At 58.2% G+C, this 25,512-nt stretch carries 21 protein-coding genes and 3 pseudogenes; 12 read left to right on the forward strand and 12 right to left on the reverse strand.

Features of this window, described 5'->3' with window-relative positions; translation table 11 throughout:
* Positions 1-3: 3 nt before the first annotated feature.
* The 5 genes and pseudogenes from KDX37_RS16550 to pcaR form a co-directional block, all read right to left on the reverse strand.
* Positions 4-1,300: pseudogene (locus KDX37_RS16550) on the reverse strand (MFS family transporter).
* A gap of 140 nt (positions 1,301-1,440) precedes the next feature.
* Complete coding sequence (gene pcaF / locus KDX37_RS16555) at positions 1,441-2,643, reverse strand: 3-oxoadipyl-CoA thiolase (RefSeq protein ID WP_231653756.1); 1,203 nt, start codon at positions 2,641-2,643, stop codon at positions 1,441-1,443.
* A complete protein-coding gene (locus tag KDX37_RS16560) occupies positions 2,640-3,422 on the reverse strand; it encodes a CoA-transferase subunit beta (RefSeq protein ID WP_231653790.1) in 783 nt (260 codons plus the stop codon). Before KDX37_RS16560 ends, pcaF begins: the two co-directional genes overlap by 4 nt.
* On the reverse strand, positions 3,419-4,276 hold the full coding sequence (locus tag KDX37_RS16565; protein WP_231653757.1) for a CoA transferase subunit A: 858 nt from the start codon (positions 4,274-4,276) through the stop codon (positions 3,419-3,421). The genes KDX37_RS16560 and KDX37_RS16565 overlap by 4 nt, the downstream gene beginning before the upstream one ends.
* A 170-nt stretch (positions 4,277-4,446) precedes the next feature.
* Entirely contained in the window at positions 4,447-5,289 is an 843-nt protein-coding gene (gene pcaR, locus KDX37_RS16570) for a pca regulon transcriptional regulator PcaR (RefSeq protein WP_231653758.1), read from the reverse strand.
* An 840-nt stretch (positions 5,290-6,129) separates the two neighbouring features.
* Here pcaR and KDX37_RS16575 point away from each other — a divergent pair.
* The gene (locus KDX37_RS16575) at positions 6,130-6,327 is read left to right on the forward strand and encodes a hypothetical protein (RefSeq protein ID WP_231653759.1); all 198 of its coding nucleotides are present in this window, start codon (positions 6,130-6,132) and stop codon (positions 6,325-6,327) included.
* A 205-nt stretch (positions 6,328-6,532) separates the two neighbouring features.
* A complete protein-coding gene (locus tag KDX37_RS16580) occupies positions 6,533-8,005 on the forward strand; it encodes an inorganic phosphate transporter (protein ID WP_231653760.1) in 1,473 nt (490 codons plus the stop codon).
* A gap of 45 nt (positions 8,006-8,050) precedes the next feature.
* Here the strand turns inward: KDX37_RS16580 and KDX37_RS16585 are convergent, their stop codons facing one another.
* Entirely contained in the window at positions 8,051-9,541 is a 1,491-nt protein-coding gene (locus KDX37_RS16585) for a helicase HerA-like domain-containing protein (RefSeq protein WP_231653761.1), read from the reverse strand.
* Between the two features lie 168 nt (positions 9,542-9,709).
* On the opposite strand from KDX37_RS16585, the pseudogene KDX37_RS16590 reads away from it, so the two are divergent.
* Positions 9,710-10,827, forward strand: a pseudogene (locus KDX37_RS16590) (glycosyltransferase family 4 protein).
* Positions 10,820-11,601, forward strand: a pseudogene (locus KDX37_RS16595) (DUF2334 domain-containing protein). Before KDX37_RS16590 ends, KDX37_RS16595 begins: the two co-directional pseudogenes overlap by 8 nt.
* Here KDX37_RS16595 and KDX37_RS16600 read toward each other — a convergent pair.
* Both KDX37_RS16600 and purU read right to left on the reverse strand, forming a co-directional pair.
* Positions 11,553-11,741, reverse strand: a complete 189-nt coding sequence (locus KDX37_RS16600) for a hypothetical protein (protein WP_231653762.1) — start codon at positions 11,739-11,741, stop codon at positions 11,553-11,555. The pseudogene KDX37_RS16595 and the gene KDX37_RS16600 overlap by 49 nt on opposite strands.
* Before the next feature lie 77 nt (positions 11,742-11,818).
* A complete protein-coding gene (purU, locus tag KDX37_RS16605; RefSeq protein ID WP_231653763.1) occupies positions 11,819-12,670 on the reverse strand; it encodes a formyltetrahydrofolate deformylase in 852 nt (283 codons plus the stop codon).
* Between the two features lie 358 nt (positions 12,671-13,028).
* Between purU and mvaT the strand changes: the two genes are divergently transcribed.
* Entirely contained in the window at positions 13,029-13,409 is a 381-nt protein-coding gene (gene mvaT, locus KDX37_RS16610; protein ID WP_231653764.1) for a histone-like nucleoid-structuring protein MvaT, read from the forward strand.
* 81 nt (positions 13,410-13,490) lie between these two features.
* On the opposite strand, the gene sbcB is transcribed toward mvaT, so the two are convergent.
* Positions 13,491-14,921: an exodeoxyribonuclease I gene (sbcB, locus tag KDX37_RS16615; protein WP_231653765.1), complete on the reverse strand. Its 1,431-nt coding sequence runs from the start codon at positions 14,919-14,921 to the stop codon at positions 13,491-13,493.
* A gap of 180 nt (positions 14,922-15,101) precedes the next feature.
* Here sbcB and KDX37_RS16620 point away from each other — a divergent pair, with 180 nt between their 5' ends.
* The 6 genes from KDX37_RS16620 to KDX37_RS16645 are packed head-to-tail and all read left to right on the forward strand — an operon-like array spanning position 15,102 to position 21,992.
* A complete protein-coding gene (locus KDX37_RS16620; protein WP_231653766.1) occupies positions 15,102-15,827 on the forward strand; it encodes an RDD family protein in 726 nt (241 codons plus the stop codon).
* Entirely contained in the window at positions 15,824-16,804 is a 981-nt protein-coding gene (locus KDX37_RS16625) for a stage II sporulation protein M (RefSeq protein WP_231653767.1), read from the forward strand. Before KDX37_RS16620 ends, KDX37_RS16625 begins: the two co-directional genes overlap by 4 nt.
* Positions 16,791-18,386 (forward strand): DUF4129 domain-containing protein, encoded by a 1,596-nt coding sequence (locus tag KDX37_RS16630; RefSeq protein ID WP_231653768.1) that lies wholly within the window; start codon positions 16,791-16,793, stop codon positions 18,384-18,386. Before KDX37_RS16625 ends, KDX37_RS16630 begins: the two co-directional genes overlap by 14 nt.
* Positions 18,383-19,600: a DUF4350 domain-containing protein gene (locus KDX37_RS16635; protein ID WP_231653769.1), complete on the forward strand. Its 1,218-nt coding sequence runs from the start codon at positions 18,383-18,385 to the stop codon at positions 19,598-19,600. The genes KDX37_RS16630 and KDX37_RS16635 overlap by 4 nt, the downstream gene beginning before the upstream one ends.
* Entirely contained in the window at positions 19,597-20,652 is a 1,056-nt protein-coding gene (locus tag KDX37_RS16640; protein ID WP_231653770.1) for an AAA family ATPase, read from the forward strand. Before KDX37_RS16635 ends, KDX37_RS16640 begins: the two co-directional genes overlap by 4 nt.
* Entirely contained in the window at positions 20,649-21,992 is a 1,344-nt protein-coding gene (locus KDX37_RS16645) for a DUF58 domain-containing protein (protein ID WP_231653771.1), read from the forward strand. Before KDX37_RS16640 ends, KDX37_RS16645 begins: the two co-directional genes overlap by 4 nt.
* A 20-nt stretch (positions 21,993-22,012) precedes the next feature.
* Here KDX37_RS16645 and KDX37_RS16650 read toward each other — a convergent pair whose 3' ends face one another.
* Entirely contained in the window at positions 22,013-22,372 is a 360-nt protein-coding gene (locus KDX37_RS16650; RefSeq protein ID WP_231653772.1) for a PilZ domain-containing protein, read from the reverse strand.
* A gap of 191 nt (positions 22,373-22,563) precedes the next feature.
* Positions 22,564-22,938 carry a tetratricopeptide repeat protein gene (locus KDX37_RS16655; RefSeq protein WP_231653773.1) on the reverse strand — a complete coding sequence of 125 codons (375 nt, stop codon included), beginning with the start codon at positions 22,936-22,938 and terminating at the stop codon, positions 22,564-22,566.
* A 176-nt stretch (positions 22,939-23,114) separates the two neighbouring features.
* Here KDX37_RS16655 and pyk point away from each other — a divergent pair, with 176 nt between their 5' ends.
* Entirely contained in the window at positions 23,115-24,566 is a 1,452-nt protein-coding gene (gene pyk, locus KDX37_RS16660; protein ID WP_231653777.1) for a pyruvate kinase, read from the forward strand.
* A 78-nt stretch (positions 24,567-24,644) separates the two neighbouring features.
* On the opposite strand, the gene KDX37_RS16665 is transcribed toward pyk, so the two are convergent.
* Positions 24,645-25,512, reverse strand: an 868-nt coding sequence (locus KDX37_RS16665; protein WP_231653778.1) for an RHS repeat-associated core domain-containing protein, incomplete at its 5' end; no start/stop codon positions are given.

The raw sequence follows: 25,512 nt of genomic DNA on the forward strand, positions 1-25,512 counted from the left end.
CGATCAGTGGTCGTGATACAAGTAGGCCGGTTGCTTCGGCAGCCGCAGGCTGAACAGGAAAGCCACCGCCATCATGGCCGTCACATACCAGTAGAAGCTGTTTTCCATTCCAGCACTCTTGAGCTTCAGTGCCACGAACTCGGCCGAACCGCCGAACACTGCGTTGGCCACCGCATAGGCCAGCCCCACACCGAGCGCGCGAACCTGAGGCGGAAACATCTCGGCCTTCACCAGCCCGCTGATCGAGGTGTAAAAGCTGACGATGGCCAGCGCCAGGGTGATCAGCACAAATGCCATGAACGGATTGGTGGTGGTTTTCAGCGTCATCAGAATAGGCACGGTGCAAAGAGTACCCAGCGCACCGAACCACAGCATGGAGTTACGCCGACCAATGCGGTCCGCGAGCATGCCGAAGAAAGGCTGCATGCACATGTACAGAAACAGCGCACCGGTCATGATGTAACTGGCCGTCTTGGCCTCCATACCGCCGGTATTGACCAAATACTTCTGCATGTACGTGGTGAATGTATAGAAAATCAGCGAGCCGCCAGCGGTATAACCCAGCACAGTGATGAAAGCAGCCTTGTGATGCTTGAACAGCGCCGCAATGCTGCCCGCATCCTTGTCCTGACGGCTTTCGGCGGTGGTGGTTTCATTGAGCGTGCGACGCAGCAGCAAGGCGATCACTGCTGCAGCGGCACCGATCACGAACGGGATACGCCAGCCGTAGGCACGCAGCTCTTCGGTGGTCAGAAACTGCTGCAGGATGACAACCGTCAGGACCGCCAGCAACTGGCCGCCGATCAGCGTCACATACTGAAAAGAAGCGTAGAAGCCGCGCTGTCCACGCAGCGCCACTTCGCTCATGTAGGTTGCGGTCGTACCGTACTCGCCGCCTACCGACAGGCCTTGCAGAAGGCGCGCCATCAACAGCAGTGCCGGAGCCCAGGCGCCAATCGAGGCGTAGGTCGGCAGGCAAGCGATGATCAGCGAGCCGGCACACATCATGGTGACCGAAATCAGCATCGAGTTCTTGCGACCATGCTTGTCCGCTACCCGACCGAACAACCAACCGCCAATAGGACGCATCAGGAAGCCGGCGGCAAATACGCCTGCCGTATTGAGCAGTTGCACCGTTGGATCATCGGAAGGAAAAAAGGCAGGCGCGAAGTAGATCGCACAGAAGGCATAAATATAAAAGTCGAACCATTCGACAAGATGCACCGACGATCGCGAAGATTCTTTTGCTGCGCTCCTCGCCGGTGTAATGCGGTGCTTTGGATGTGGATGTGGTTGTCATTATTTTTCCCTGACATGAATCGTAAGAAACAATCTGTAACACCGTAGCTCGCCCAGCACAACAACCCGGACCACCGATCTGCCTTTTCGTGAAGGCAAACAGTGACCCGGGTCGCTGAACGGTTGGCTACGCCAGAACGATTATCGCTCGATGGCCAGAGCGAGGCCCTGCCCTACGCCGACGCACATGGTTGCCAGTCCTTTGCGGCCGCCGGTTTTTTCCAGATGATGCAAGGCGGTCAGCACCAGGCGTGCGCCGCTCATGCCCAGCGGGTGCCCCAGCGCGATCGCGCCGCCATTGGGGTTGACCTGCGGTGCGTCGTCCGCCAGTCCAAGCTCGCGCAGTACGGCAATGCCCTGACTGGCAAATGCTTCATTCAGCTCGATGACATCAAAGTCGGACACCGCCATGCCCAGACGCTCGACCAGTTTGCGCACCGCAGGCACAGGACCGATGCCCATGACCCGAGGTGCAACTGCGGCGCTGGCCATACCGAGCACACGGGCGCGCGGTGTCAGGCCGTGCTTTTTTACGGCCTCGGCCGAGGCGAGAATCAACGCGGCGGCACCATCGTTAACGCCAGAGGCATTGCCTGCCGTCACTGTCTGGTCCGGGCCATTGACCGGCTTGAGCTTGCTCAGGGTTTCCAGGCTGGTATCGCCACGCGGATGCTCGTCCTTGTCGACGATGGTTTCGCCTTTCTTGTGCGCGACACGCACGGGCACGATCTCTTCCTCGAAAAAGCCCGCAGCCTGTGCAACGGCAGTGCGTTGCTGGCTGCGCAGGGCGAAAGCGTCCTGATCGGCTCGAGAAATCTTGAAGTCTGCGGCGACGTTATCACCGGTTTCCGGCATGGAATCCACACCGTACAGGGCCTTCATAGCCGGGTTGACGAAGCGCCAGCCGATGGTGGTGTCTTCGAGCTTCATGTTGCGCGAAAACGCGGCGTCAGCCTTGCCCATCACAAACGGCGCACGCGACATGGATTCGACCCCACCGGCAATCGCCAGCTCCATTTCACCCGACGCAATGGCACGAAACGCTGTACCGATGGCGTCCATTCCGGAGGCGCACAAACGATTGAGAGTCACGCCCGGCACACTTTTCGGCAAGCCGGCCAGCAGCGCAGCCATGCGCGCCACGTTGCGGTTGTCCTCGCCCGCCTGATTGGCGCAACCGAGGAACACCTCGTCGACCTCCTCCCAGTTGACCGACGGGTTGCGCTCCATGAGCGCCTTGATTGGTATAGCGGCCAGATCATCGGCACGTACCGAGGACAGGCCGCCGCCAAAACGGCCGATCGGCGTGCGAATCGCGTCGCAGATAAAGACATCACGCATCATGCTTCTCCTGCAACCTGGCCGTGGGCGGCTGCGGTCCGGGCTTCCAGATCACGCAGCGCAGTGAGTTCGACGTCGGTAGGTTCTTCGGAAAAGACCACATTGTCGGCAAAACGAATGTCCCAGCCCGTGGCGGCAACGACCTGCTCACGCGTCACGCCGGGGTGCAGCGTGGTCACCACGAACTCGTGGGTGCCCGCCTCCGGCTCCATGATGCACAGGTCGGTGATGATCCCCACGGGGCCAGCACCGGGCAGACCCAGGCGTTTGCGTGAATCACCGCCCTCACCATGGCCTACCGAAGTAATGAAATCGAGCTTGTTGACGAACGAGCGTGCCGACTGCTTGAGGATGATCAGTACCGACTTGGCAGACCCGGCGATCTCCGGCGCACCGCCAGCACCCGGCAGCCGCACTTTCGGGTTGTGGTAATCGCCTACGACGGTGGTATTGATGTTGCCGAAGCGGTCGACTTGCGCCGCGCCGAGGAAGCCCACATCGACCCGACCGCCCTGCAACCAGTAGCGGAAAATCTCGCTGGTGGAGACCACGGTATCAGCGGTTTCGGCCAACTCACCATCACCGATAGAGAGCGGCAGTACAGTCGGCTTGGCACCGATCGGGCCAGATTCGTAGATCAGCACGACGTCAGGCGACGACGTGAGACGCGCCAGATTCGCCGCCTTGGAAGGCAGACCGATACCGACAAAGCAGACCGAACCGTTGCGCAGGCGGCGAGCGGCGGCCACCGTCATCATTTCACTGGTGGTGTACGACATTATTTTGCCTCCGATGCGCGAGCCAGCTTGCTCTGGAATTCACTGAAATCCGCAGTGCCGTGGATGTATTCATCAATCCACGCCTTGAAGGTTTCACGGTCTCGGGCAATCGGGTCCCAGGCCTGATAGAACGGGTTATCCCGTTCGTAGTAACCGTGAGCGTACGACGGGTGAGCACCACCAGGCACCAGGCAAACGGCACTCAATGCCCAAGTGGGCAGCACGCAGGAGTTCATGGGTGCCTTTAGGTCATCGACAATCTCTTCGACCGTGACGATGCAACGCTTGGCAGCCAGAGCAGCTTCTTTCTGCGCCCCGAGAATGCCCCAGAGCAGCACGTTACCCTTGCGGTCGGCCTTCTGTGCGTGAATAACGGTTACGTCAGGACGCACCGAAGGCACAGCAGCCAGCACTTCGCCCGTGAACGGGCAGGTTACGGTCTTGATCAACGGGTTGACCTTGGGTAAGTCAGAGCCCGCATAAGCGCGCAGCACCGCGAATGGCAGGCCAGATGCACCGGCTACGTAGGCGTTCGCCAGGTCGGCATGGCTGTGTTCTTCGATTTCCATCGGCCGCGGCCATTGCTTTTCGACGGCATCACGCAGACGGTGTAGCGAGCCAACGCCCGGATTACCACCCCACGAGAAAATCAGACGCTTCGCACAGCCAGCACCGATCAGTTGGTCGTAGATCAAGTCTGGGGTCATGCGTACCAGCGTCAGGTCTTTCTTGCCCTGACGAATGATTTCATGACCCGCCGCCGTGGGAATAAGGTGCGTAAAGCCTTCCAGTGCAACGGTGTCGCCATCGTTGACCAGTTGCTTCACTGCATCGCGTAGAGAAAGAATTTCTGCCATGAGGTGCTCCGAACCCAACATCACGTTTCATTGATCAGCGCGAAACTCTGCGCCGGAATGAAAATGAGGTTATGCCTGAGCACTGCGGCAAACAATCCGATAATCGATTAACTGTTCGTTAATCGAACAAATTCACTTACCGTATCGAGTGGTGTGAGCCTGGTAAAAAGTCAGGTAAACAACTGCGTACTCAGGTCGCGGCTGGCATCGAGCATGATCGGTAAAAAACGCTGCTCCAGTTCGCTGCGAGCCACGCGCCCGGCGCTGGTGCTGACATTGAGCGCAGCAAGTACCTGACCCGATGCGTCATAGACCGGCACAGCGATGGAACGAAGACCCTGTTCCAACTCCTGATCGACAATACACCAGCCTTGCTGACGAATCTGCTGCAGGCACTCGAGTAACGCCTCAGGCGTGCGAATGGTACGACTGGTCTTGGGCTGAAGGTCGACATGGTCAAGGTACTCCTGTAACGACACGTCATCCAGCGCTGCCAGCAATATGCGCCCCATCGACGTGCAATAAGCAGGTAAACGGCCACCCACTGACAGGTCCACGGAAATGAGCCGCTGTGTCGTAGCTGAACGAGCGATGTACAGAATGTCATCGCCTTCAAGCGTCGCCATGTTGCACGCCTCATGCAGCTGGTCGCTCATTCGGTCCAGATAAGGCTGCGACGAAATTGCCAAAGGTGTCGAAGACAGGTAGGCGTGCCCCAGGGTAAGAACCTTGGGCAACAGCGAATAGGTGCGGCCATCGGTGGTGGCGTAGCCCAGCTTGATCAGAGTGTGCAGGCAGCGGCGTACCGCGGCGCGAGGTATCTCGGTTCGGTGGCTGATCTGCGCGATGGTCAGATGACGCTTGCGCTCCTGAAACGCATGAACCACGGCCAGTCCACGCGCCAGCGAGGTCATGAAATCAGGATCGCCGGTCAGTGCCTGAATGCGTTTGGCAGGCGATGCCACAATAGGTGGAGCCAGCGACGCAAAAGAATTACGCAATTCATCGTTCATTACCGCACCCTCAGTAACACCCTTCCAGGCCCTGTGTGCCGCTGGTTTCAGACCGATGCAACGCATCCGCCAACCTCGGCTTGCGCGATTATCGAACCAATGGCCGATAATCGCAATTGACCCGCCATAAATATACTTATACCTTTACCACTGCCATGAAGTGACTTCTTGGAAATTACTGGTCAGGTACCCACTGAGAAGTCCAAAGGCAGCGGCCTTGCCCACGAAGCGAGGCCGTTTTTATTACAGCCCGTATCATATTCGAGCTTGATAAACAGGCCATCTGCGCAACACGTCACTCCCTCCTTCGCCCGACCTGCTTCTTTTTTGTGAAATTGTCAGGATCCGGCATGAGTATCAATTGCTTGCCTGGGTTTTCAGACACTCGCGGATGAAAGTTTCGTCATATATGTGGCCGACCGGTAATTCGGAATATTCTTACACCTGCCGGCTCGTTTCAAATGCAGTCGCCGTAGTTGACGGCATTGAACTTCTTGGAGATAGTGTCCGTCCATTGACTGGACAGTGCTTTATTGTCAGCGCACTGCTCACGATTCGCGGTAGCATTTTTAATCGACGCATGAACACACTGTGTTCGACGCACCCGCTGCCCGCGAATGTCAATGCAGACCGTTTTGCTTGTACCCATAATCGAATGTCGCTACGACAGTTGTTTACTGGTGCCCGTAGCCGCGAGCGGCGACACGCTGTTCAAACATCTTCCGGACTGCCTGGATTGCATGCTTCACGCATTGCGCTGTCCTGCACCCCACGGAAGTGAACAGCGTTGCAGTACCTCGCGTGATCACCAGACTTCAATCGACTTGATAAGGTAATACAGTGACTAAAGATGAACTGCGCGCGGAACTTGAGCGCCAGGAGCAACGTTTCAAGGATGTCTACGGCGGGGAAATAACCACTTACGCCGCACAACCGGAACCGGAGCGAAAGCCTTGGCGCAAGAGAGCAAGCATCCTGGATCAGGCTTTCAAACAGGAATTGCAGAAAATGGAACAGGACTTGAAAGAAGAGCCGTAACCATCAGGGTTTGAACGGTTCCAGCCCCCCTCAGGGTGTGTCTCGCCAACCAGAATCGATATGAAGCTACTCGTCCTTTCATCAGAGACGCGGCGTTCATGCGTCTTTTTTTTGGTTTCAGGCGACACAGGTCCGAGGCCGTCGCATCGTTCGGTATTTTTTCTGTCATAATCGCGCCCCCTTCAGACCGGGTCAGAAAATCTACATGATCGAATTATTCAGCGGGCTAGATGCTTGGGTGCTTGTGAGCCTGTTGCTCGCCCTGGCCTTCGTCCTCACCTTCGAGTTCATCAATGGCTTTCATGACACTGCCAACGCGGTGGCGACTGTCATTTACACCAAAGCCATGCCGCCTCACCTGGCCGTATTCTTTTCCGGCGTGTTCAACTTTCTCGGCGTTCTGCTGGGCGGCGTCGGCGTTGCATACGCCATCGTCCACCTGTTGCCGGTAGAACTGCTGATCAACGTGAATACAGGTCACGGGCTGGCCATGGTGTTCTCGCTGCTGGCAGCGGCCATCACCTGGAATCTGGGCACCTGGTATTTCGGTATTCCGGCGTCCAGCTCCCACACCCTGATCGGTTCGATCCTGGGGGTTGGCCTGGCCAACGCCCTGATCAACGACATCCCGCTGGCAGACGGCGTCAATTGGCAGAAAGCCATTGATATCGGTGCATCGCTGGTGTTCTCGCCGCTGGCGGGCTTTGTGGTGGCGGGGCTTGTGCTCATCGGGCTCAAATGGTGGCGTCCGCTGTCGAAGATGCACAAGACACCTGAGCAACGCCGCAAACTCGATGACAAAAAGCATCCGCCGTTCTGGAATCGTCTGGTGCTGGTCATCTCCGCGATGGCAGTCAGCTTTGTGCACGGTTCAAACGATGGCCAGAAAGGTATCGGCCTGATCATGCTGGTGTTGATAGGCATCGTGCCAAGCCAATTTGTACTGGACCTCAACAGCACCACGTACCAGATTGAACGTACCCGCGACGCCACCCTGCACCTCAGCCAGTTCTACCAGCGCAACAGCAGCACGCTGGGCGAGTACCTGGCGATGGGCAAGGCAGAAAAAGGCGATCTGCCGTCCAGCTCGGCGTGCAACCCGGAGCAGACTGAACCAACCATCGACGCTCTGCTCGACCGGTTGAAAGGTGTTTCCGACTACCACTCGCTGACATCTGAAACCCGTATCGAAGTGCGTCGCTACCTGCTCTGCCTGGATGACACCGCACGCAAGGTCGGCAAGCTGCCGAACCTGGCTGCGCGTGAAAAGTCCGACCTTGAGAAGCTGCGCAAGGACCTGACCGGTACGACTGAATATGCGCCGTTCTGGGTAATTCTGGCGGTTGCGCTGGCGCTGGGCATCGGCACCATGGTCGGCTGGAAGCGCGTGGTTCTGACCATTGGCGAGAAAATCGGCAAACAGGGCATGACCTACGCTCAAGGCATGTCGGCGCAAATCACTACGGCCTGTGCCATTGGTCTGGCCAACGTGTTCAGCCTGCCTGTTTCCACCACGCATATTCTGTCGTCGGGCGTTGCTGGCACCATGGTCGCCAACAAGAGCGGCCTGCAAAGCGGGACCGTTCGCACCATTCTGCTGGCCTGGGTGTTGACCCTGCCTGCGACCGTTGCCCTGTCTGCCGCTCTGTTCTGGCTGGCATCCAAGGCGCTGTCCTGATCTGAAGCATGTCAGACGGTGCGACCTTCGCACCGTCTGACCCGATCACTTGCGCTTCTTCGTCCCCAGCAACGACCCCATCAAACCCCGCACCAGCTCCCGCCCCAGTTGACTGGCCGCCTGACGCATAGCGTTCTTCATCGCCTGCCCCGCCAGACCGCCCAGAAACGCGCCCGCCTTGTCGCTGAAACTCTCATCTTGCTTGTCAGCAGGCATGTCCGTCTTTTCCGCCGGCTGCGGTTCAGCCACCTTGCGGGCTGCCAGCATCTCGTAGGCTGACTCACGATCAATGGGCTTCTCATAGCGCCTGCCAAGCGGCGACTGGGCGATCAGGACGGCGCGTTCGGCTTCGGTCAGCGGCCCGATACGTGATTGCGGCGGCGCGATCAGTACGCGCTGCACCATGGCGGGCGTGCCCTTGTCCTGCAAGGTGCCCACCAGCGCCTCGCCAATACCCAGCTCGGTCAGCACACCGAGCGCATCGAACGCAGGGTTTGGTCGAAAGCCATCAGCTACGGCACGCAGCGATTTCTGCTCCTTGGCAGTGAAAGCACGCAGGCCGTGCTGGATGCGCAAACCGAGCTGAGCGAGCACATCATCGGGCAAGTCGCCAGGAGACTGCGTCACAAAATAGACCCCCACGCCCTTGGAACGGATCAGACGCACCACCTGTTCGAGCCGCTCCTGCAAGGCCTTGGGCGTGTCGGCAAACAGCAAATGCGCCTCGTCAAAAAACAGCGCCAGCAGCGGTTTGTCAGCATCGCCGCGCTCGGGCAATTGCTCGAACAGCTCGGCCAGCAGCCACAACAGAAACGTCGCATACACCTTCGGTGCTTCGTGCACCAATTTGCTGGCGTCCAGCAGATGGATACGCCCTCGTCCATCACCGGCAGGCTGCAGGATATCTTCGAGTTGCAGCGCAGGCTCACCGAACAGCGCTTCGGCCCCCTGCTGCTCAAGCACGGCAAGACGACGCTGCAATGCCTGGCTTGAGCCTGTTGTCATCAATGCGCTGTCTTCGCCCAGCAACTGAGGGTGCTCACGCAAGTGATTGAGCAGAGCCTTGAGGTCCTTGATATCGAGCAGCAACAGCCCTTCACGATCAGCCACCTTGAACGCCGCGTACAGCGCAGCTTGCTGGCTGTCGGTCAGCTCCAGCAAGTTACCCAGCAACAAGGGGCCCATTTCACTCAAGGTGGTACGCAGCGGATGACCGGACTTGCCTTCGATATCCCACAAGGTCACCGGATACTCCCGAGGCCCATAGTCAAGCCAGGGCATGCCGGCAATTCGTTCAGCGATCTTGCCTTGCGGGTTACCTGCCGCCCCCAGACCACAAAGGTCACCTTTGATATCTGCTGCAAAAACCGCGACACCTGCATCACTGAATGCCTCCGCCAGACGCTGCAGGGTCACCGTCTTGCCGGTGCCGGTGGCGCCCGCGATCAAACCGTGGCGGTTGGCCAGTCGCAAATCCTGGGAAATAGGTAGCCCCGCAGGGTCGGCACCTAAAATCATTTCCTGAGAATCGTGCATGGATAACCCTCTTCAAACGTGAGACGCGCAGACCGGTCGCGCAGTGATTGCAGTATCGACCTGTCCAGCCTGTCGCACCACCCTGCGTCAGACAGCGGACAGACGCTTCAACAACTATTCTGAAGAAGGGTCAAGAACAGGACGAGCCCCGTTCCGAGGAGTGTTGCCGTGCACATTGCGGACATGACGATGTTCTATGCGCCAGCCAGCGGTGGCGTGCGCACCTACCTCGATGCCAAACACCAACGGCTGGCACGTCAGCCAGACGTTCGCCACAGCCTGTTGATCCCCGGCGCACACGCCACACATCTCGACGGGATCTACAAAATGCCGTCACCCGCCGTACCGTTTGGCAATGGCTACCGTTTCCCCGTGCGGGTGGCGCCCTGGCGCACGGCGCTACGAACGCTGCAACCCGACCTTATCGAAGCGGGCGACCCCTACCTGACAGCGTGGGCGGCACTCGACGCACGTCGCCAACTGGGTATACCGGTGATCGGCTTTTACCACTCCGACCTTCCGCTGCTGGTGCGTAATCGTATGGGCCACTGGATGAGCACCAACGTCGAAGCTTACATCAGCAAACTTTACGGCAACTTCGACCGGGTATTGGCACCCAGCCAGATCATGGCGGACAAACTGATCGGTCTGGGCGTCGAGAATGTGTATGTCCAGCCATTGGGCGTGGACCTGGAGGCGTTCAATCCCCGCTACAGAGACGCTCACCTCAAGAAGGAGATGGGCCTGACTGACGACACCCGACTGCTGATCTTCGCCGGGCGCGGTTCGAAAGAGAAAAACCTGCCGGTACTGCTCGACTGCATGAAAAACCTCGGGACGCGCTATCACCTGTTGCTGGTCGGCTCGCACATGCCTGCGCAAGCCCCTGACAACGTCACGGTCATCAACCGTTTCTGCAAAGCAACTCAACTGGCGCGCCTGCTGGCCAGCGCTGACGCACTCATACACGCAGGTGATCAGGAGACGTTCGGTCTGGTGATACTGGAGGCCATGGCCAGTGGTATCCCGGTGGTAGCAGTGGCTGCCGGGGCATTCACTGAGATCGTGCCTGCCCACTGCGGTGTGCTGTGCTGTGCGAAGCAAACAGTCCCGCGTGCATGGCCGCCGTCGTTATCGAACTGTTTAGCCACGATGTGCGCGAGAAAGGCCGGCTAGCCAGGCGGCACGTAGAAAATCATTACAGCTGGGACGTGGTGGTAGCAGGCTTGATCGAACAGTACCAAGCCGTACTTGGCATTCGCCAAACGAGGCTGGCGCATGGCTGAGAAAAGCGTGTTGCTGGTATTGCACGACGTCGCACCGTGCAGTTGGGAGTATACGCGCCTTTTGTAACAGCTGTCGATGAGCTGACAGGTGTAAACATCACCTGGCTGGTGGTCCCCGACTTCCACCGACGCAACCCCTTGAGTGAGGCCAGATGGTTTCAGCAGCGGCTGCATGACCGTCTGGTGCGCGGGGACGAGTTGGCGTTACACGGTTACTACCATTGCGACGACGGGCCAACCCCTCGCACGTTGCATGACTGGTTCATGCGGCGTATCTACACATGGGAAGGCGAATTCTACAGTCTGGATCAGCAGCAGGCGCTGACACGCCTGGAGGCCGGAATCGAAGTCTTCAAGCGCAACGACTGGCCACTTTACGGCTTCGTGGCGCCCGCCTGGCTGATGAGCCAGGGCACAAAAGCAGCGCTGCGTCAGTTGCCGTTGAACTATACGAGTGACGCACGGCACCTGTTCTGGCTGCCGGACTTCAAAGAGATCCAGGCACCGGGACTGGTCTGGAGTGCCGGAACCGCGTGGCGACGCGTCGCTTCAAGAATCTACAGCGAATGGACTGAAATCCGCCTGCGTAAAGCGCCAGTCATACGTCTGGGCCTGCACCCGGTGGACATGCTGCACGAGAGCTCACGTCGCTACTGGCTCGACGTGCTGAAACGCTTGTTGGAAGATGGCCGCCAGCCTATGACCAAAATCGCCTGGCTCAATGCTCAGGTGTCAGCGTCGTCTTCAGTGGCCTGCTCGTCGGCACGCGGATGAAGCTGGCGCCACAGCTCGCCTGCGCCCTCGAAGTCAGTACCGTTTTCTGGAGTGAGCTCGTCGGGGTCGTAACGGCTGAGGCAGCCCTCTCCCAGAGTGCCAGGCGCGCTTGAAGTCGCTTTATCGAGAGGGTCGGTCATTGAATTGTCCGCCTGAAAGGTCGTGCAGCCAATGGAAGATGACAGGAGCGCCAGCAGAGCGCCCCTGCCGCAACCGATCAGTCAAATACGACGGTCTTGTTGTCATGCACAAGTACGCGGTCTTCGAGGTGCGCGCGCAAGCCACGCGCGAGGACCATTTTCTCGACGTCACGGCCAAAGCGCACCATGTTTTCAATGCTGTCCCGGTGACTGACGCGTACCACGTCCTGCTCGATGATCGGCCCGGCGTCCAACTCTTCAGTCACGTAATGGCAGGTTGCACCAATCAGCTTCACGCCACGCAGCGACGCCTGGTGGTAAGGCTTGGCTCCTACGAAAGACGGCAGGAAGCTGTGATGGATGTTGATTACCTGATGAGCGTACTCACGGCACAGCTGTGGCGGCAGAATTTGCATGTAACGCGCCAGGACCACGACATCGGCCTGATGATGGCCGACCAGACGTGATACCTCGGCAAAAGCAGGTTCTTTGTCCGTCGGATCAACCGGCACATGGTAGTACGGAATATCATGCCACTCGACCATGCTGCGCAGGTCCTGGTGGTTTGAAATCACGCACGCGATGTCGCAATCAAGCTCATCACTGTGCCAACGATGCAGCAAGTCCGCCAGACAGTGAGATTCACGGCTGGCCATGAGCACCACACGCTTTTTCTGGCCCGAATCCGTGATGCGCCAGTCCATCGAAAACTCTTCGGCGATAGGCGTGAAGGCCTCACGGAAACCCTCGAGATCAAACGGCAGCGTATCAGCACGAATCTCGTGGCGCATGAAAAACCAGCCGCTGAGGTTATCCGAATGATGGCTCGCTTCGGTGATCCAGCCGTTATGAGTGGCCAGAAAGTTACTGACTTTGGCAACGATGCCGACACGGTCCGGGCAGGCAATGACCAGACGAAAAGTGCGCATTAGGGAAACTCCAGAACTTCGCAAAGGCGCCATTCTAGCGACTGTGCGCCAAAACTGCAGTATCTGTGTGGCCTGAATTCAGACGGGGCGCGAGGCGAAACAGACCTGAAAGTCTGCACCGCGCCATTACCGCGCTATCATGCCGAATTGCTAAACAAGCGCCGTAGTTAAACGGCGCTTTATAGCGGCGCGCGTTAGTAATGAACGTCACCGCCTTCTAGTTTGGGATTCTGTAGGACAGTCGTATATTTCTAAATAATTCAAATAAAACTTTTATTTAATGTTTACTTGATCAAGCCCTCTGACTATTATTGCGTCACTGTCTCCCTGCCACCCTTCACAACATAAGGTCACCCTCATGTCCCTGATCAACGAATACCGTGCTACAGAAGAAGCAATCAAAGAACTGCAAGCCCGTTTGAAGAATCTGTCGCAAGACGACAAATTGCAAACCGAGCTGGAATTCGAAGGCAAACTGCGCACGCTGATGGGCGAATATCAAAAATCGCTGCGTGACATCATTGCTCTGCTGGACCCGGACTCCAAGGTTAATAAGGCTCCGCGTGGCGGCGCTGTGAAAACCACCGGCACCAAGCGCGCTCGCAAGGTCAAGCAATACAAGAACCCGCATAACGGCGAAGTCATCGAAACCAAAGGTGGCAACCACAAGACGCTGAAAGAGTGGAAACTCAAGTGGGGCGGTGACGAGGTTGAAAGCTGGGCCACTCTGCTGGGCTAAGCTTCACCGCGTCATTTAACCCGACGTGAAAACGCCAGCTTGCTGGCGTTTTTTATTGTTCAGGATTTGTTCAGCAACGCCTCAGATCGACAGCCGTGCGCGCAGTTGATCAACATGATCCTGCCACTGCCGCAACACCGCCAGCTGCTCTGGCGTGGCACTAAGCGACAACTCAGCCTGTGCGCTCGCGTAGTCTTGCAGCGTGTTGGGCGCACCCCGTTCCGGCTGACACAGCCGTGTCTGACAGAAATGACGCCAGCGCTGTTGCTCTTCTTCATTCAAGGTCTCGGGGAAGTTTCTGGCCCGATAGCGAAATAACAACTCAGGCAATCGCGCGTCGTCAAAAGGCCAGGCGTCACGTGCCAGTTGTTCGGGCTCTGCATTGCGTACTTGCTCACACAGGCGACGGTCCCGATCACCAATAAAGCCATCATACAATTGCTGCTCGGGGTCTTCACTTGCAATGAAATCCTCCTTGCCGTAAAGGGCGCGGACTTTGTCCTCCCAAACTTTCTGGCTTTCGCTCAATTGCACCGCCCGTGACTGATAGCAGGCCATGTCCAGCTGCAAGCGCTCTTGATCCTGCTCGCGCAACACGCTCAAGGGTGCAATCACAGGGCATCGATTTATATGCAATAGTTTGAGCGGCACCGGCAGCTCGCCTTCGCCCAGCGCCTCGTGACGGGTATATAAACGGTGCTTTAGTGTTTCAGCATCCTGCTCCAATAAGGGCGACGGGTCCTGATGTAAGTCGCACACGATCAGCGCATTACGGTTATTCGGGTGCCACGCCAGGGGCAACACCACGCCAAGATAATTACGGGCAGCGGAGAAGCGCCCCGAAATATGCACCAGTGGCTGCATCAGCTGAATCTGTTCCTGAACCTTTTGTTTACTGCGCAGTGCAAAAAGCCAAGCGAAAAGACGCGGTTGTTTTTCCCGGATCAAGCGCGCGAGCGCAATCGTTGCACGCACGTCAGACAACGCGTCGTGAGCCTGACCGTGATCAATACCATTGGCGGCTGTCAGACGCTCCAGCTTGAGCGTGACCTTTCCATTTTCCTGCGGCCAGACGATGCCGTCAGGGCGCAGGGCATAAGCGGCACGCACGATATCAATCAAATCCCAGCGGCTGTTACCGCCCTGCCACTCCCGGGCATACGGATCGAAAAAGTTGCGATACAAGCTGTAACGAGTCACCTCGTCATCGAAGCGCAGCGTGTTGTAGCCTGCGCCGCAAGTCCCTGGCGCAGAGAGTTCAGCGTGCACACGCGTCATGAAATCCGCTTCACACAGGCCCTTTTCGGCCAATCGCGCAGGCGTTATCCCGGTGATCACACATGCGGCAGGATGAGGCAGGATGTCATCACTGGGTTGGCAGTAGAGATTGACGGGAGGCGCAATTTCGTTGAGGTCGGCATCGGTACGAATGCCCGCCATCTGCAAGGCGCGATCATTGCGCGGGTTGATACCGGTGGTTTCGTAGTCGTACCAGAAGATGCTGGAGGTCACGGGCTGATCCTGAACAAAAGACCCTGGAAGTGTAGGGCTTGCAACCCGTAATTAGCTAATCGGGCGATGTCCGCTGCTCTGTGAAACGTTTTCTTACAGGCGCTGCTTTCAATGGTCGGTTGCTTAGCACGGCCGCGGTAGCTAGCATCAGCTTTCGTCTTCAGGTATCGCCCTCCGATAATGCTATCCCCTCCCCCCTCGCCAGGGAACGCAGCGCAGCCATCGACGCTGGATACCCGCATTGCTATCGAAACCCCGGAAGGCATCGATATGATCCTTCGCCCTGCCGGTCTGGTTTGTCGTGCCCTGGCTTTCGGTATTGACCTGGGCATCCGCATCGCGGTGATCGGGGCGCTGTTGCTGCTGTTCCAGCTGTTTGGCTCATTCGGTATCGGACTGGGCGCTATCACGATGTTCGTGGTGAACTGGTGGTACATGGTGTTGTTCGAGGTACTGAACCAGGGACGCACGCCGGGCAAACGCGCCATGGGCTTGCGTGTCGTTCATGATGACGGCACGCCGATCGGCTGGGCTTCCTCACTGATTCGCAATCTGCTGCGCTTCATCGACATGTTGCCGCTGGGCTACGGCGTCGGAGCCGTCACTTGCCTGAACCATCCAGCATTCAAACGTCTGGGAGACCTGGCCGCCGGTACACTGGTGATCCATACCGACCTTCCCGTTCAGCGCCCGAACCTGCCAACGGCGGCACCTGTACTGATACCGGTCGCGCTGCTGATCGAAGAACAACGTGCGCTGCTGAGCCTTGCCGAACGTCAGGTTGAACTGTCAGAAGCACGTACCCAGGAGTTGGCCGTGATCCTCGCCGAGCCCCTGCGCATACCTGTCAACACGGCGATCGCACACGTCAACGGCATGGCCCGCAGCCTGCTGGGTCAGTCATGAAGCAGAGCCAGTTTGAAAACCGGCATCAGTCGCAGTGGCAGCGCTTGCGTGAATGTCTGGATGCCCTGGAGCGTGGCAAGAACGACCCCGCTACCCAAGACAACTTCCCAGGCGACTATCGCCGTCTTTGCCATCAACTGGCGCTGGCTCAGGAGCGAGGCTACAGCAGCCACCTCATTGATGAGCTGCACCAACTCGCGATGCGCGGCCATCAGCAGCTTTATCGCCATCGCAGCGCCATTGGTGCACGCTTCTTGAGCTTTATCCTTGCTGGCTTTCCTCGACAAGTGCGTGCCGAGTGGCGTTTCGTACTGGTCGCCAGTCTATTGTTTTTTGGCAGCCTGGCAGGCATGGGGCTCCTTGTTTACGGTTTCCCCGACTTGATCTACAGCATCGTCAGCCCGGCACAGCTCAGCGATATCCAGACCCAGTACGACCCGGCGGCGAGCCGCATTGGTCAGGCGCTGGAGCGTGCATCCGACGATGACTGGATGATGTTCGGTTACTACATAATGAATAATATCGGCATCGCCTTTCAGACCTATGCCAGCGGGTTGCTGTTTGGCGTGGGGAGCTTGTTCTTTCTGTTGTTCAACGGCCTGATGATCGGCGCCGTTGCTGGCCATCTGACCGACATCGGCTCCGGACAGACGTTCTGGTCGTTTGTCATCGGCCACGGTGCATTCGAATTGACTGCCATCGCGCTCGCCGGCGCTGCTGGCTTGAAGCTGGGCTGGGCGCTGCTGGCGCCCCGACACCTGACACGCAGCGAGGCGTTACGAATAGCGGCACAAAGCAGCGTGCGACTGATCGGCGGAGTGATGCTGTTGCTGCTGATTGCGGCATTCATTGAAGCTTACTGGTCATCGATGACCTGGCCCTCGCCGCTGATCAAGTATCTGGTGGGCGCAACCCTCTGGCTGCTGGTGGCCTTGTACCTGACACTGGCCGGGCGGACTCCGCATGCGCCTGACTGAATCGAGCGTTGCAATCCGCCCACGTCCAGCCTGGGAAGCTATTGATCTGGGCATTCTGCTGGCGCGTGAACACCGGTTTTTATTGATGACCAGCTGGGCCATCGTCACGCTGCCCCTGTTCACGCTGCTCTCTGTGGTGCTCTGGGATTATCCTTCTCTGGCGATCTTTCTGTTCTGGTGGCTCAAGCCAGCTTATGAACGCCTGCCTCTACTGATTCTTTCCCAGGCATTGTTCGGCTCAGCACCGACTTTGAAGCAAGCGCTGAAGGCCTGGCCAGCAACTCTCAGGAATCAGTTACTACCCAGCCTGCTCTGGCGGCGCCTGAGCCTGAGTCGCAGCTTTCACCTGCCGGTTCAGCAACTGGAAAACCTCTCCGGCACAGAGCGTGCGCTGCGTATCAACCTGCTCGATTTGAAAGACAGCTGGGCCGCACGGTTGCTCACCATCGCAGGAGCTCATCTGGAGTGCTCGTTATGGATCGGCCTGATCATCCTGTTCTATGCCTTCATACCGCAACAGGTCGAAGTCGATTGGCAGTGGATGAGCCTGCTCGACACCCACGCCGACTTGAACTGGCTTGAACACCTGACCAACCTGTTTTACGCGCTGGCACTGATCATCTGGGGCCCTGTCTACGTTGCCTGCGGCTTTACCCTCTACCTCAACCGGCGAACCGTGCTTGAAGCCTGGGACATCGAACTGACGTTCAGGCGGCTGCGTCAACGTTTGTCGGGCAGCGCTTATGCCCTGCTGATAATCACGGCCATGGGCCTGACGTTCTCGACTGCGCCAGGGCCAGCATGGGCCGAAACGCAAAGCTACAGTTGCCCGCGCCCCGACATGGCAGAGCCCGAAACCACCGAAACACTGCCGCCACCCGACACCCCGCGCCTTACCCACCAGGCGTTGACCAGCGAAGCGGCCAGAAGCGAAATCACCACGCTGTTACAGCAGCCACCGTTCAAAAACCCTACGATCGTTTCCGGCTGGCGATTCCCGGAGTCTGAAAAAGGGCTCGAGAAGACCGCCAAAAAAGGCAGCGAAAGCGGCCTGATCAGTTGGCTCAACGGCCTGATGAAGTTCGCAGGCGCGCTGGCCAGCCTGTTCGAGTTGCTGATCTGGACAGCCGTCCTGCTGCTGGTGGGCCTGTTGATCTGGCGTTACCGTCTGTGGTTGAAAACGTTTGTCAGCCGTGACGCCCGCAAACCCGTGCATAAACGCGAAACACCACAGCAACTCTTCGGCCTGCAGGTCAGTGAAGACAGCCTTCCGAATGACGTCGCGGCCAGTGCCGAAGCTCTCTGGTCACAAGCACCGCGTGAGGCGCTGAGCCTTTTGTACCGCGCCCTGCTCAGCAGACTGCTGACGGACTATCGACTGCCGCTGAAAAATGCCGACACCGAAGGACAGGTGCTGGCGCGTATCGACCAACTCAACAAACCGCAGTTGAGCGCATTCAGCCACAGCCTGATGACCCACTGGCAGAATCTTGCCTACGGCCATCGACTGCCTCCCACTCATGTGCAGCAGGAACTCTGCAGCGGCTGGCGTGACCTCTTCAACGCGCGCGTGCAGCCATGAGCCTGCGCAAACGGTTTCTGATCGGGCTGTCCATTTTGCTACCGCTGATGCTCATCGGCCTTTATGTCGGCAGTCATCTGGAACGCTATGAGGAAACCGTTGATCACGGCCCCTCTCCAGAAGCCAAGGCGAACCCTTATCTGGCAGCCACCCATTTTCTGCGTCACCGTGCGACTCCGGTACAGATCACCGACACCCTGGCCAACCTCCCGGACTTGCACCTTCGATCGCAAACACTGCTGCTGCTCGATGACCGCAGCAACATGACGCCCATACAGGCGGAGCGCTTGCTGGACTGGGCACGTTCGGGCGGTCACCTGCTGTTCGTGGCCGAACAGCTGTGGGATGACCAGAAAGGTCGCAGCGACGATCTGTTGCTCGACATGATCAAGGTTCGTCAGTACCTGAGCAAAGACCTCGACACCCTGGACCCGCAGCAAAGCGATGCCCGCCCAGCGCTGCCAATACCGTTGATGATGCCGCAACCCGCGACCCGGAAGGTCAAATGGCCGGAACTGACTCGTCTGTATCTCGAAAATGAAGAGGCGCCGGCCTACATGAGTTTCGATCCTGCCTTTCACCTGGAAGACCCTGAAGACCTCGCGCATGCCTGGGCCAATAGCGCCAACGCGACCCACATGCTGCAGATCAGCGAGGGCGCTGGACTGATCACTGTACTGACCGACGCCGACCTGTGGAAAACCAGCGCCATCGACCAATACGACAATGCCTGGCTGCTGTGGTACCTGACTCAGGACAGCGACGTGACGCTGGTACTGCAAACCGGGCACGACAACCTGCTGAGCCTGCTGCTGCACCACTTTTCATTGGCACTGGCCGCATTGGGCCTGCTGCTTGGCCTGGGCCTTTGGCATCTGGGGGTCCGCGAAGGCGCTGTGCAATTACCCGCCACTCGCGCCAGGCGTCAGTTGACCGAGCATTTGAGCGCCAGCGCCGAGTTTCTACGCAGGCACGGTGGCCAGCAGACGCCGCTCAAGAGCCTGCAACAGGACGTCCTGCGGCGCGCGCGACTGCTCCATCCCGGCTTTGAGCTGTTGAGCGTCGCCGATCAATGGCAAGTCCTGTCACGCCTGACGCGACAACCCACCAGCGCCATCAGCGACGCACTGCGCCCAAGACCGCAGCAGCGCCTCTCACACAGCGAATTCACCCGTCAGGTGGCCCACCTGCAAACTCTCAGGAATGCGTTATGAGCGATCAATCGCCCGACCCCTCAGGCAGTATCGAACCGCCTGCCCAGCCAGCGGCGGCGACAACGCCGGAAACCACTGCGAGCACTCAGGCACAGCAGCGACAACGCGCCAGCCAATTGGCTCAGGCGCTGCGTGCCGAACTGCAAAAGGCTTTGATCGGCCAGAGTGCCGTCGTCGACGATGTGCTGACCGCGCTGATAGGTGGCGGTCACGTTCTGCTAGAAGGGGTGCCAGGGCTGGGCAAAACCCTGTTGGTGCGCGCCCTCGCCAGTTGCCTGGGTTGCGAATTCGCCCGCATACAATTCACGCCTGATCTGATGCCTAGCGACGTCACCGGTCACGCCGTCTACGACCTGCAGACTGAACAGTTCAAGCTGCGCAAAGGGCCGATTTTCACCAACCTGTTGCTGGCGGATGAAATCAACCGGGCTCCGGCCAAAACTCAGGCAGCGCTCCTCGAGGCCATGCAGGAACGGCAAGTCACGCTGGAAGGTCGAGCATTGCCCATTGCCCAGCCGTTCATGGTGCTGGCCACCCAGAACCCGATTGAGCAGGAAGGCACCTATCCACTGCCTGAAGCAGAACTGGACCGTTTCATGCTCAAGCTGCGCATGGACTATCCATTGCTCGATGATGAACTGAGCATGGTTCGCCAGGTCACCCGTTCGACGCGCGCCGACATGCTCGACGTGCGGCCGCTCAGGGTGATCATGCAAGCGCGCGAAGTGCAGGCCCTGCAACGCATTGCCAGCGAGTTGCCTGTCGATGAGCAAGTGCTGAACTATGCAGTTCGTCTGGCGCGCAGTACTCGCAGTTGGCCCGGCCTGACATTGGGCGCAGGCCCTCGCGCGTCCATTGCCCTGATCCGCGGCGGTCGGGCTCGCGCATTACTGCGGGGCGGCGAGTTCGTCATCCCGGATGATGTCAAGGGCTGCGCGCTGGCCGTATTGCGACATCGAGTGAGGTTATCCCCGGAGCTGGATATCGAAGGCCTTTCGGTGGACCAGGTACTCAGCCAGTTACTCGATCAGGTGCCGGCCCCTCGCCTATGAAGCAGGTCATGAAGCCTTCGACATTGCTGCTGCGTTGGGTTGGCGGATTTGCTGGCGTAGCCATACTGTCGGGTACGCTCAATGCACTGGGCATTGAGTATTCCGCGCACCTGAACGCTTTCTATTGGGCCGGATTGCTGACGCTTGCCGGGGTAAGCATTCTGGACGGCTGGCGCGCGGGCCTCCTGCCCTCACCCCGGCTGCAACGCCATTTGCCGGGCAGCATGACACTTGACCGCTGGCATGCCATACAACTGGACCTGCAATACGACGGAACAGCGGCCACCCGAGCCCGCGTATTTGATCACCTGCCGCACGGCCTCGAATCCGGACAGCTGCCGCAATCAATCATGCTGCCCGCAAAGGGCACTGCTCAAATCGGTTATCGACTACGCCCGCTGAGCCGTGGCAATTTTACGTTTGAACAGTGCGAGATAGAGCTGCATAGCCCGCTGCGTTTATGGTCGACCAGACGATACTTGCCGTTGCCCGATACGACCCGCGTCTACCCCGATTTTACCCGCGTTTACGGTGGACAGCTTCTGGCGGTGGAAAACTGGCTGAGCCAGCTGGGCGTGCGTCAGTTGCAGCGTCGGGGCCTGGGACTGGAATTCAATCAACTGCGTGAGTTTCGTGAAGGCGACAGCCTGCGCCAGATCGACTGGAAAGCCACCGCCCGGCAACGCGCACCCATTGCCCGCGAATATCAGGACGAACGTGATCAGCAAATCATCTTCATGCTTGATTGCGGAAGGAGGATGCGCAGTCAGGATGGCGACTTCTCGCATTTCGATCATGCACTCAATGCGTGCCTGCTGCTGAGTTACGTCGCACTTCGACAGGGGGATGCCGTGGGGCTGACGACTTTCGCAGGTGAACAGAATCGCTACCTGTCGCCGGTCAAGGGGCCGAGCCAGTTGAACCGGATGCTCAACACCGTCTTCGACCTGCAAACGACCCAGCGCCCCGCCGACTATGGCGCCGCGGTACGTCAGTTACTGACGCGGCAGAAAAAGCGTGCATTGATCGTACTGGTGACCAATGTACGGGATGAAGACGATGAAGAACTGATGATGTCCGTCAAACAACTGGGGCGCCAGCACCGCGTACTGGTTGCCAGCCTCAGGGAGGAAGTACTGGACAGGCTTCGCCATTCACCCGTCGAAACGTATGAACAAGCGCTGGTTTACTGCGGGTCAGTCAATTTTGTAAATGCACGTCACTCACTGCATGAGCGGCTGATTGCCCATGGCGTCAACGTGCTGGACGCGCGCCCTGGAGAGCTGGGCGCGCAACTGGTAAATCGCTATATGAGCTGGAAAAAAGCAGGGACGCTGTGACAGGCTGCGTCTTTGCTACCTCAGGCTGAGGCTTCCATTGAGGGGTAGAAGCAAAAGTATCGGCGCAACGACTCGATCAATTCAAAGTACTCAGCGGACACCTCGGTCAACTCAAAACCAGCATCATAGCAACCGGGTGTCTCATCTTCGTGGCACCACAGGCATGTCGCATGCACATCAATGGTCCTATGCCCCTCTCCACGAGGTGCCTTGAGGCACAAATCGAATCTGGCACCTACCAACAATGGCAGGCTGCTGATCAACATCAGTCCTTCCTCGGAAATGTTGCCCAGACAGCCCAGAAGCTTGTCGTTGTGCTGGTTGAAAACCTGAAGGTAATCCCGCAACTGGTGTCGCTCGATTCTTCTATCTGTATACATGGCAGGCCGCCTTCAGAGGCCACTTGCATGGCCACATAAAAACCTCGAATTCGCCGCAGTCGTTTAATGCGTTGCTGCAGGAAACTCCCTTGACGAAGAGCCGTGGCCCTTTCATTCCCTTGACAGTCAGCCTAGCGCAAATCTTTCCAAGATCCACTCATATACGATAATTTTCACTCATTCGAGTGTAATTATTTTGAAGCAGGGATGGGCCTCGCTGGCTGCGCGGGCGGATAATGGCCCAACTGCGCCAGCGTATCGAGACGCGCGCGTGCACGGTATGCGTACTCGCTGCCAGGGTATTGCGCCAACAGAAACTGATAGGTTTGCGCCGCATCGACGTACAGTTTCTGCCGCTCAAGGCACTGACCTCGCAGCATCGAAACTTCCGGCTGCACGTAGCGCCGTGCACGACTCTGACGCTCGACCTTTGACAGGTCGAGCATGACCCGGTCGCAGTCGCCTTCCTGATAGGCACGGTAGGCATGATCCAGATTGGAGTTCATTGCCCAACGGGTGCAACCGCTGACCGCAGCCAGTAATACAACAATCGTTACAATACGCATGGGACTCTCCTGTTCTCTGCCCTCTATCGGCTCGAACGCCGATTTCTTCAGGCAAATCGAGCGCCAGTCGTCAGCCGATTGCCCTGCCCGATGGCAGCAAGGTAGTGCAAAGGAACAATGACTAAAGGCACAGACAGGAGTAGCCTCTCGCTGCGCTTCAATTAAGGAGTTTGTGCATGACCGTTCGCCGCACCAAAATCGTCGCCACACTTGGCCCTGCCAGCAACTCGCCGGAAGTCATCGAACAACTGATCCTCTCGGGTCTGGATGTTGCTCGCCTGAACTTCTCCCACGGCACCCCGGATGAGCACAAGGCGCGCGCCGTGCTGATCCGTGAGATCGCCGCCAAGCACGGGCGTTTCGTCGCTCTGCTGGGCGACCTGCAAGGTCCGAAAATCCGTATCGCAAAGTTCACCGACAAGCGGATCGAGCTGAAAGTCGGTGACAAGTTCACCTTCTCAACGGCACACCCGCTGACCAGCGGTAACCAGCAGATCGTGGGCATCGACTACCCGGATCTGGTCAAGGACTGCGGCGTAGGCGACGAGCTGCTGCTCGACGACGGTCGCGTGGTCATGCGCGTTGATACCCAAACCGCTGACGAGCTGCACTGTACGGTACTGATCGGTGGCCCGCTGTCGGACCACAAAGGCATCAACCGTCGCGGCGGTGGCCTCACAGCACCTGCGCTGACCGAAAAAGACAAGCAGGACATCAAGCTCGCTGCCGAGATGGACCTGGACTACCTGGCCGTTTCCTTTCCGCGCGACGCCGCTGACATGGAATACGCCCGCAAGCTGCGTGACGAATCCGGCGGCACAGCCTGGCTGGTTGCCAAGATCGAGCGCGCTGAAGCCGTCGCCAACGACGAAGTCCTCGACGCACTGATTCGCGCCAGTGACGCAGTCATGGTTGCCCGAGGCGACCTGGGCGTAGAAATTGGTGACGCTGAACTGGTTGGCGTACAAAAACGCATCATTTTGCACGCACGTCGCCACAACAAGGCGGTGATCGTTGCCACGCAAATGATGGAGTCGATGATCTCCAGCCCAATGCCGACCCGCGCTGAAGTATCCGACGTGGCCAACGCCGTGCTCGACTACACCGACGCCGTCATGCTGTCGGCTGAAAGCGCCGCCGGTTCCTACCCGATCGAAGCCGTTCAGGCCATGGCGCGTATCTGCGTTGGCGCTGAAAAGCACCCGACCGGCAAGACCTCCAGCCACCGCATCGGCCACTCGTTCACTCGCTGTGACGAAAGCATCGCGCTGGCCGCCATGTACACCGCCAACCACTTCCCTGGCGTGAAAGCGATCATCGCACTGACTGAAAGCGGCTACACCCCGTTGATCATGTCGCGCATTCGCTCCTCGGTGCCGATCTACGCGTTCTCCCCGCACCGTGGTACTCAGGCGCGTGCAGCGATGTTCCGTGGCGTCTACACCGTACCGTTCGACCCGGCAGCCCTGCCGCCAGGTCAGGTCAGCCAGGCCGCGGTCGACGAGCTGCTCAAACGTGGGCTGGTCGAGCAAGGTGACTGGGTCATCCTCACCAAGGGCGACAGCTACCACACCATTGGTGGCACCAATGGCATGAAGATCCTGCACGTCGGCGACCCATTGGTCTGACACCGCAGCGCTGCAAGCAAAAGCCCCGCCTCGCAAGAGTCGGGGCTTTTTTCGTCGTGTGCGTCCTGTTTTCGGGTGCTATCCCCCCATCATCTGAGCCTTGCCGATGAATCGGACGCGTGTCGACAATGAGGAACGGTTGCGCTCAAGATGACGTCTTTCGGAGAATGTGATTGGTTGAAAACCGCAAGAGTCGGCCTCTTTGTGGGGCTGAACCAATACCTCTTCCATCGTCAGGTCTCCCCATTCCACATCAGAATACGCTGTTGTTCTGAATCCGACATTCAGAAACTCCACAACGATTGGTAAAGGTGCTGACCCGCTGATGACCCAATCAAGCCCTAGCTTGGATATACGCCGGAACAGCCAAGTGACCGCTGCCTTACGCATATCTTTCTTATAGATGTATATCTCGCCGGATTGCATAAAAGCATAGGGACTTCTTATCAACAGTTTCGTTGAACGATCGGTGATGTCGGCGGGCACGTAGCACCTGAGGTTCTTCTTCCAGAACTCATCCACCTTGGCGGTGGTGGTGTTCGAATTGATTTTTGTTTTCAAGTCGAACGCGCTGGAATGGTCAGCAAGATAATGCGTCCAACTTTCCAGCATTGTGCGTGCCTCATCGCGAGTGCTGTTGAATTTAGGAAGCGAGTTTTCCATGAGCCTGGTCACTTTACTCTCATCCACTTCCATACCTTCCTTGAGCTTGGTGATAAGCCCAAAATCTCCACCCACCGATGAGAAATCTATACCCAGGGCAGCATTAAGCTCATTAATCGTTATCATCCTGCGCTCGGGCCTTTCATTCTCCTCATTGAGCAGATATGCACTGCGAGCATCGCTGAACCCATACAGCAACGTGACCTCCGGCTGCATCCCGTCAGGATCACTCAGGGTGCTCGGGTTGTTCCTGGCAAACCGATAGAGATTGAGACCATCGATT

Source organism: Pseudomonas californiensis, assembly GCF_021147775.1.
GTDB classification, from domain to species: Bacteria; Pseudomonadota; Gammaproteobacteria; order Pseudomonadales; family Pseudomonadaceae; genus Aquipseudomonas; species Aquipseudomonas californiensis.

Excerpts from the sequence above, each read along its gene's own strand:
- pcaF (WP_231653756.1), bottom strand. The coding sequence starts at position 2,643 with ATGATGCGTGATGTCTTTATCTGCGACGCGATTCGCACGCCGATCGGC.
- KDX37_RS16565 (WP_231653757.1), bottom strand. The coding sequence starts at position 4,276 with ATGGCAGAAATTCTTTCTCTACGCGATGCAGTGAAGCAACTGGTCAAC.
- pcaR (WP_231653758.1), bottom strand. The coding sequence starts at position 5,289 with ATGAACGATGAATTGCGTAATTCTTTTGCGTCGCTGGCTCCACCTATT.
- KDX37_RS16580 (WP_231653760.1), top strand. The coding sequence starts at position 6,533 with ATGATCGAATTATTCAGCGGGCTAGATGCTTGGGTGCTTGTGAGCCTG.
- KDX37_RS16585 (WP_231653761.1), bottom strand. The coding sequence starts at position 9,541 with ATGCACGATTCTCAGGAAATGATTTTAGGTGCCGACCCTGCGGGGCTA.
- KDX37_RS16600 (WP_231653762.1), bottom strand. The coding sequence starts at position 11,741 with ATGACCGACCCTCTCGATAAAGCGACTTCAAGCGCGCCTGGCACTCTG.
- purU (WP_231653763.1), bottom strand. The coding sequence starts at position 12,670 with ATGCGCACTTTTCGTCTGGTCATTGCCTGCCCGGACCGTGTCGGCATC.
- mvaT (WP_231653764.1), top strand. The coding sequence starts at position 13,029 with ATGTCCCTGATCAACGAATACCGTGCTACAGAAGAAGCAATCAAAGAA.
- KDX37_RS16620 (WP_231653766.1), top strand. The coding sequence starts at position 15,102 with ATGCTATCCCCTCCCCCCTCGCCAGGGAACGCAGCGCAGCCATCGACG.
- KDX37_RS16625 (WP_231653767.1), top strand. The coding sequence starts at position 15,824 with ATGAAGCAGAGCCAGTTTGAAAACCGGCATCAGTCGCAGTGGCAGCGC.
- KDX37_RS16630 (WP_231653768.1), top strand. The coding sequence starts at position 16,791 with ATGCGCCTGACTGAATCGAGCGTTGCAATCCGCCCACGTCCAGCCTGG.
- KDX37_RS16635 (WP_231653769.1), top strand. The coding sequence starts at position 18,383 with ATGAGCCTGCGCAAACGGTTTCTGATCGGGCTGTCCATTTTGCTACCG.
- KDX37_RS16640 (WP_231653770.1), top strand. The coding sequence starts at position 19,597 with ATGAGCGATCAATCGCCCGACCCCTCAGGCAGTATCGAACCGCCTGCC.
- KDX37_RS16645 (WP_231653771.1), top strand. The coding sequence starts at position 20,649 with ATGAAGCAGGTCATGAAGCCTTCGACATTGCTGCTGCGTTGGGTTGGC.
- KDX37_RS16650 (WP_231653772.1), bottom strand. The coding sequence starts at position 22,372 with ATGTATACAGATAGAAGAATCGAGCGACACCAGTTGCGGGATTACCTT.
- KDX37_RS16655 (WP_231653773.1), bottom strand. The coding sequence starts at position 22,938 with ATGCGTATTGTAACGATTGTTGTATTACTGGCTGCGGTCAGCGGTTGC.
- pyk (WP_231653777.1), top strand. The coding sequence starts at position 23,115 with ATGACCGTTCGCCGCACCAAAATCGTCGCCACACTTGGCCCTGCCAGC.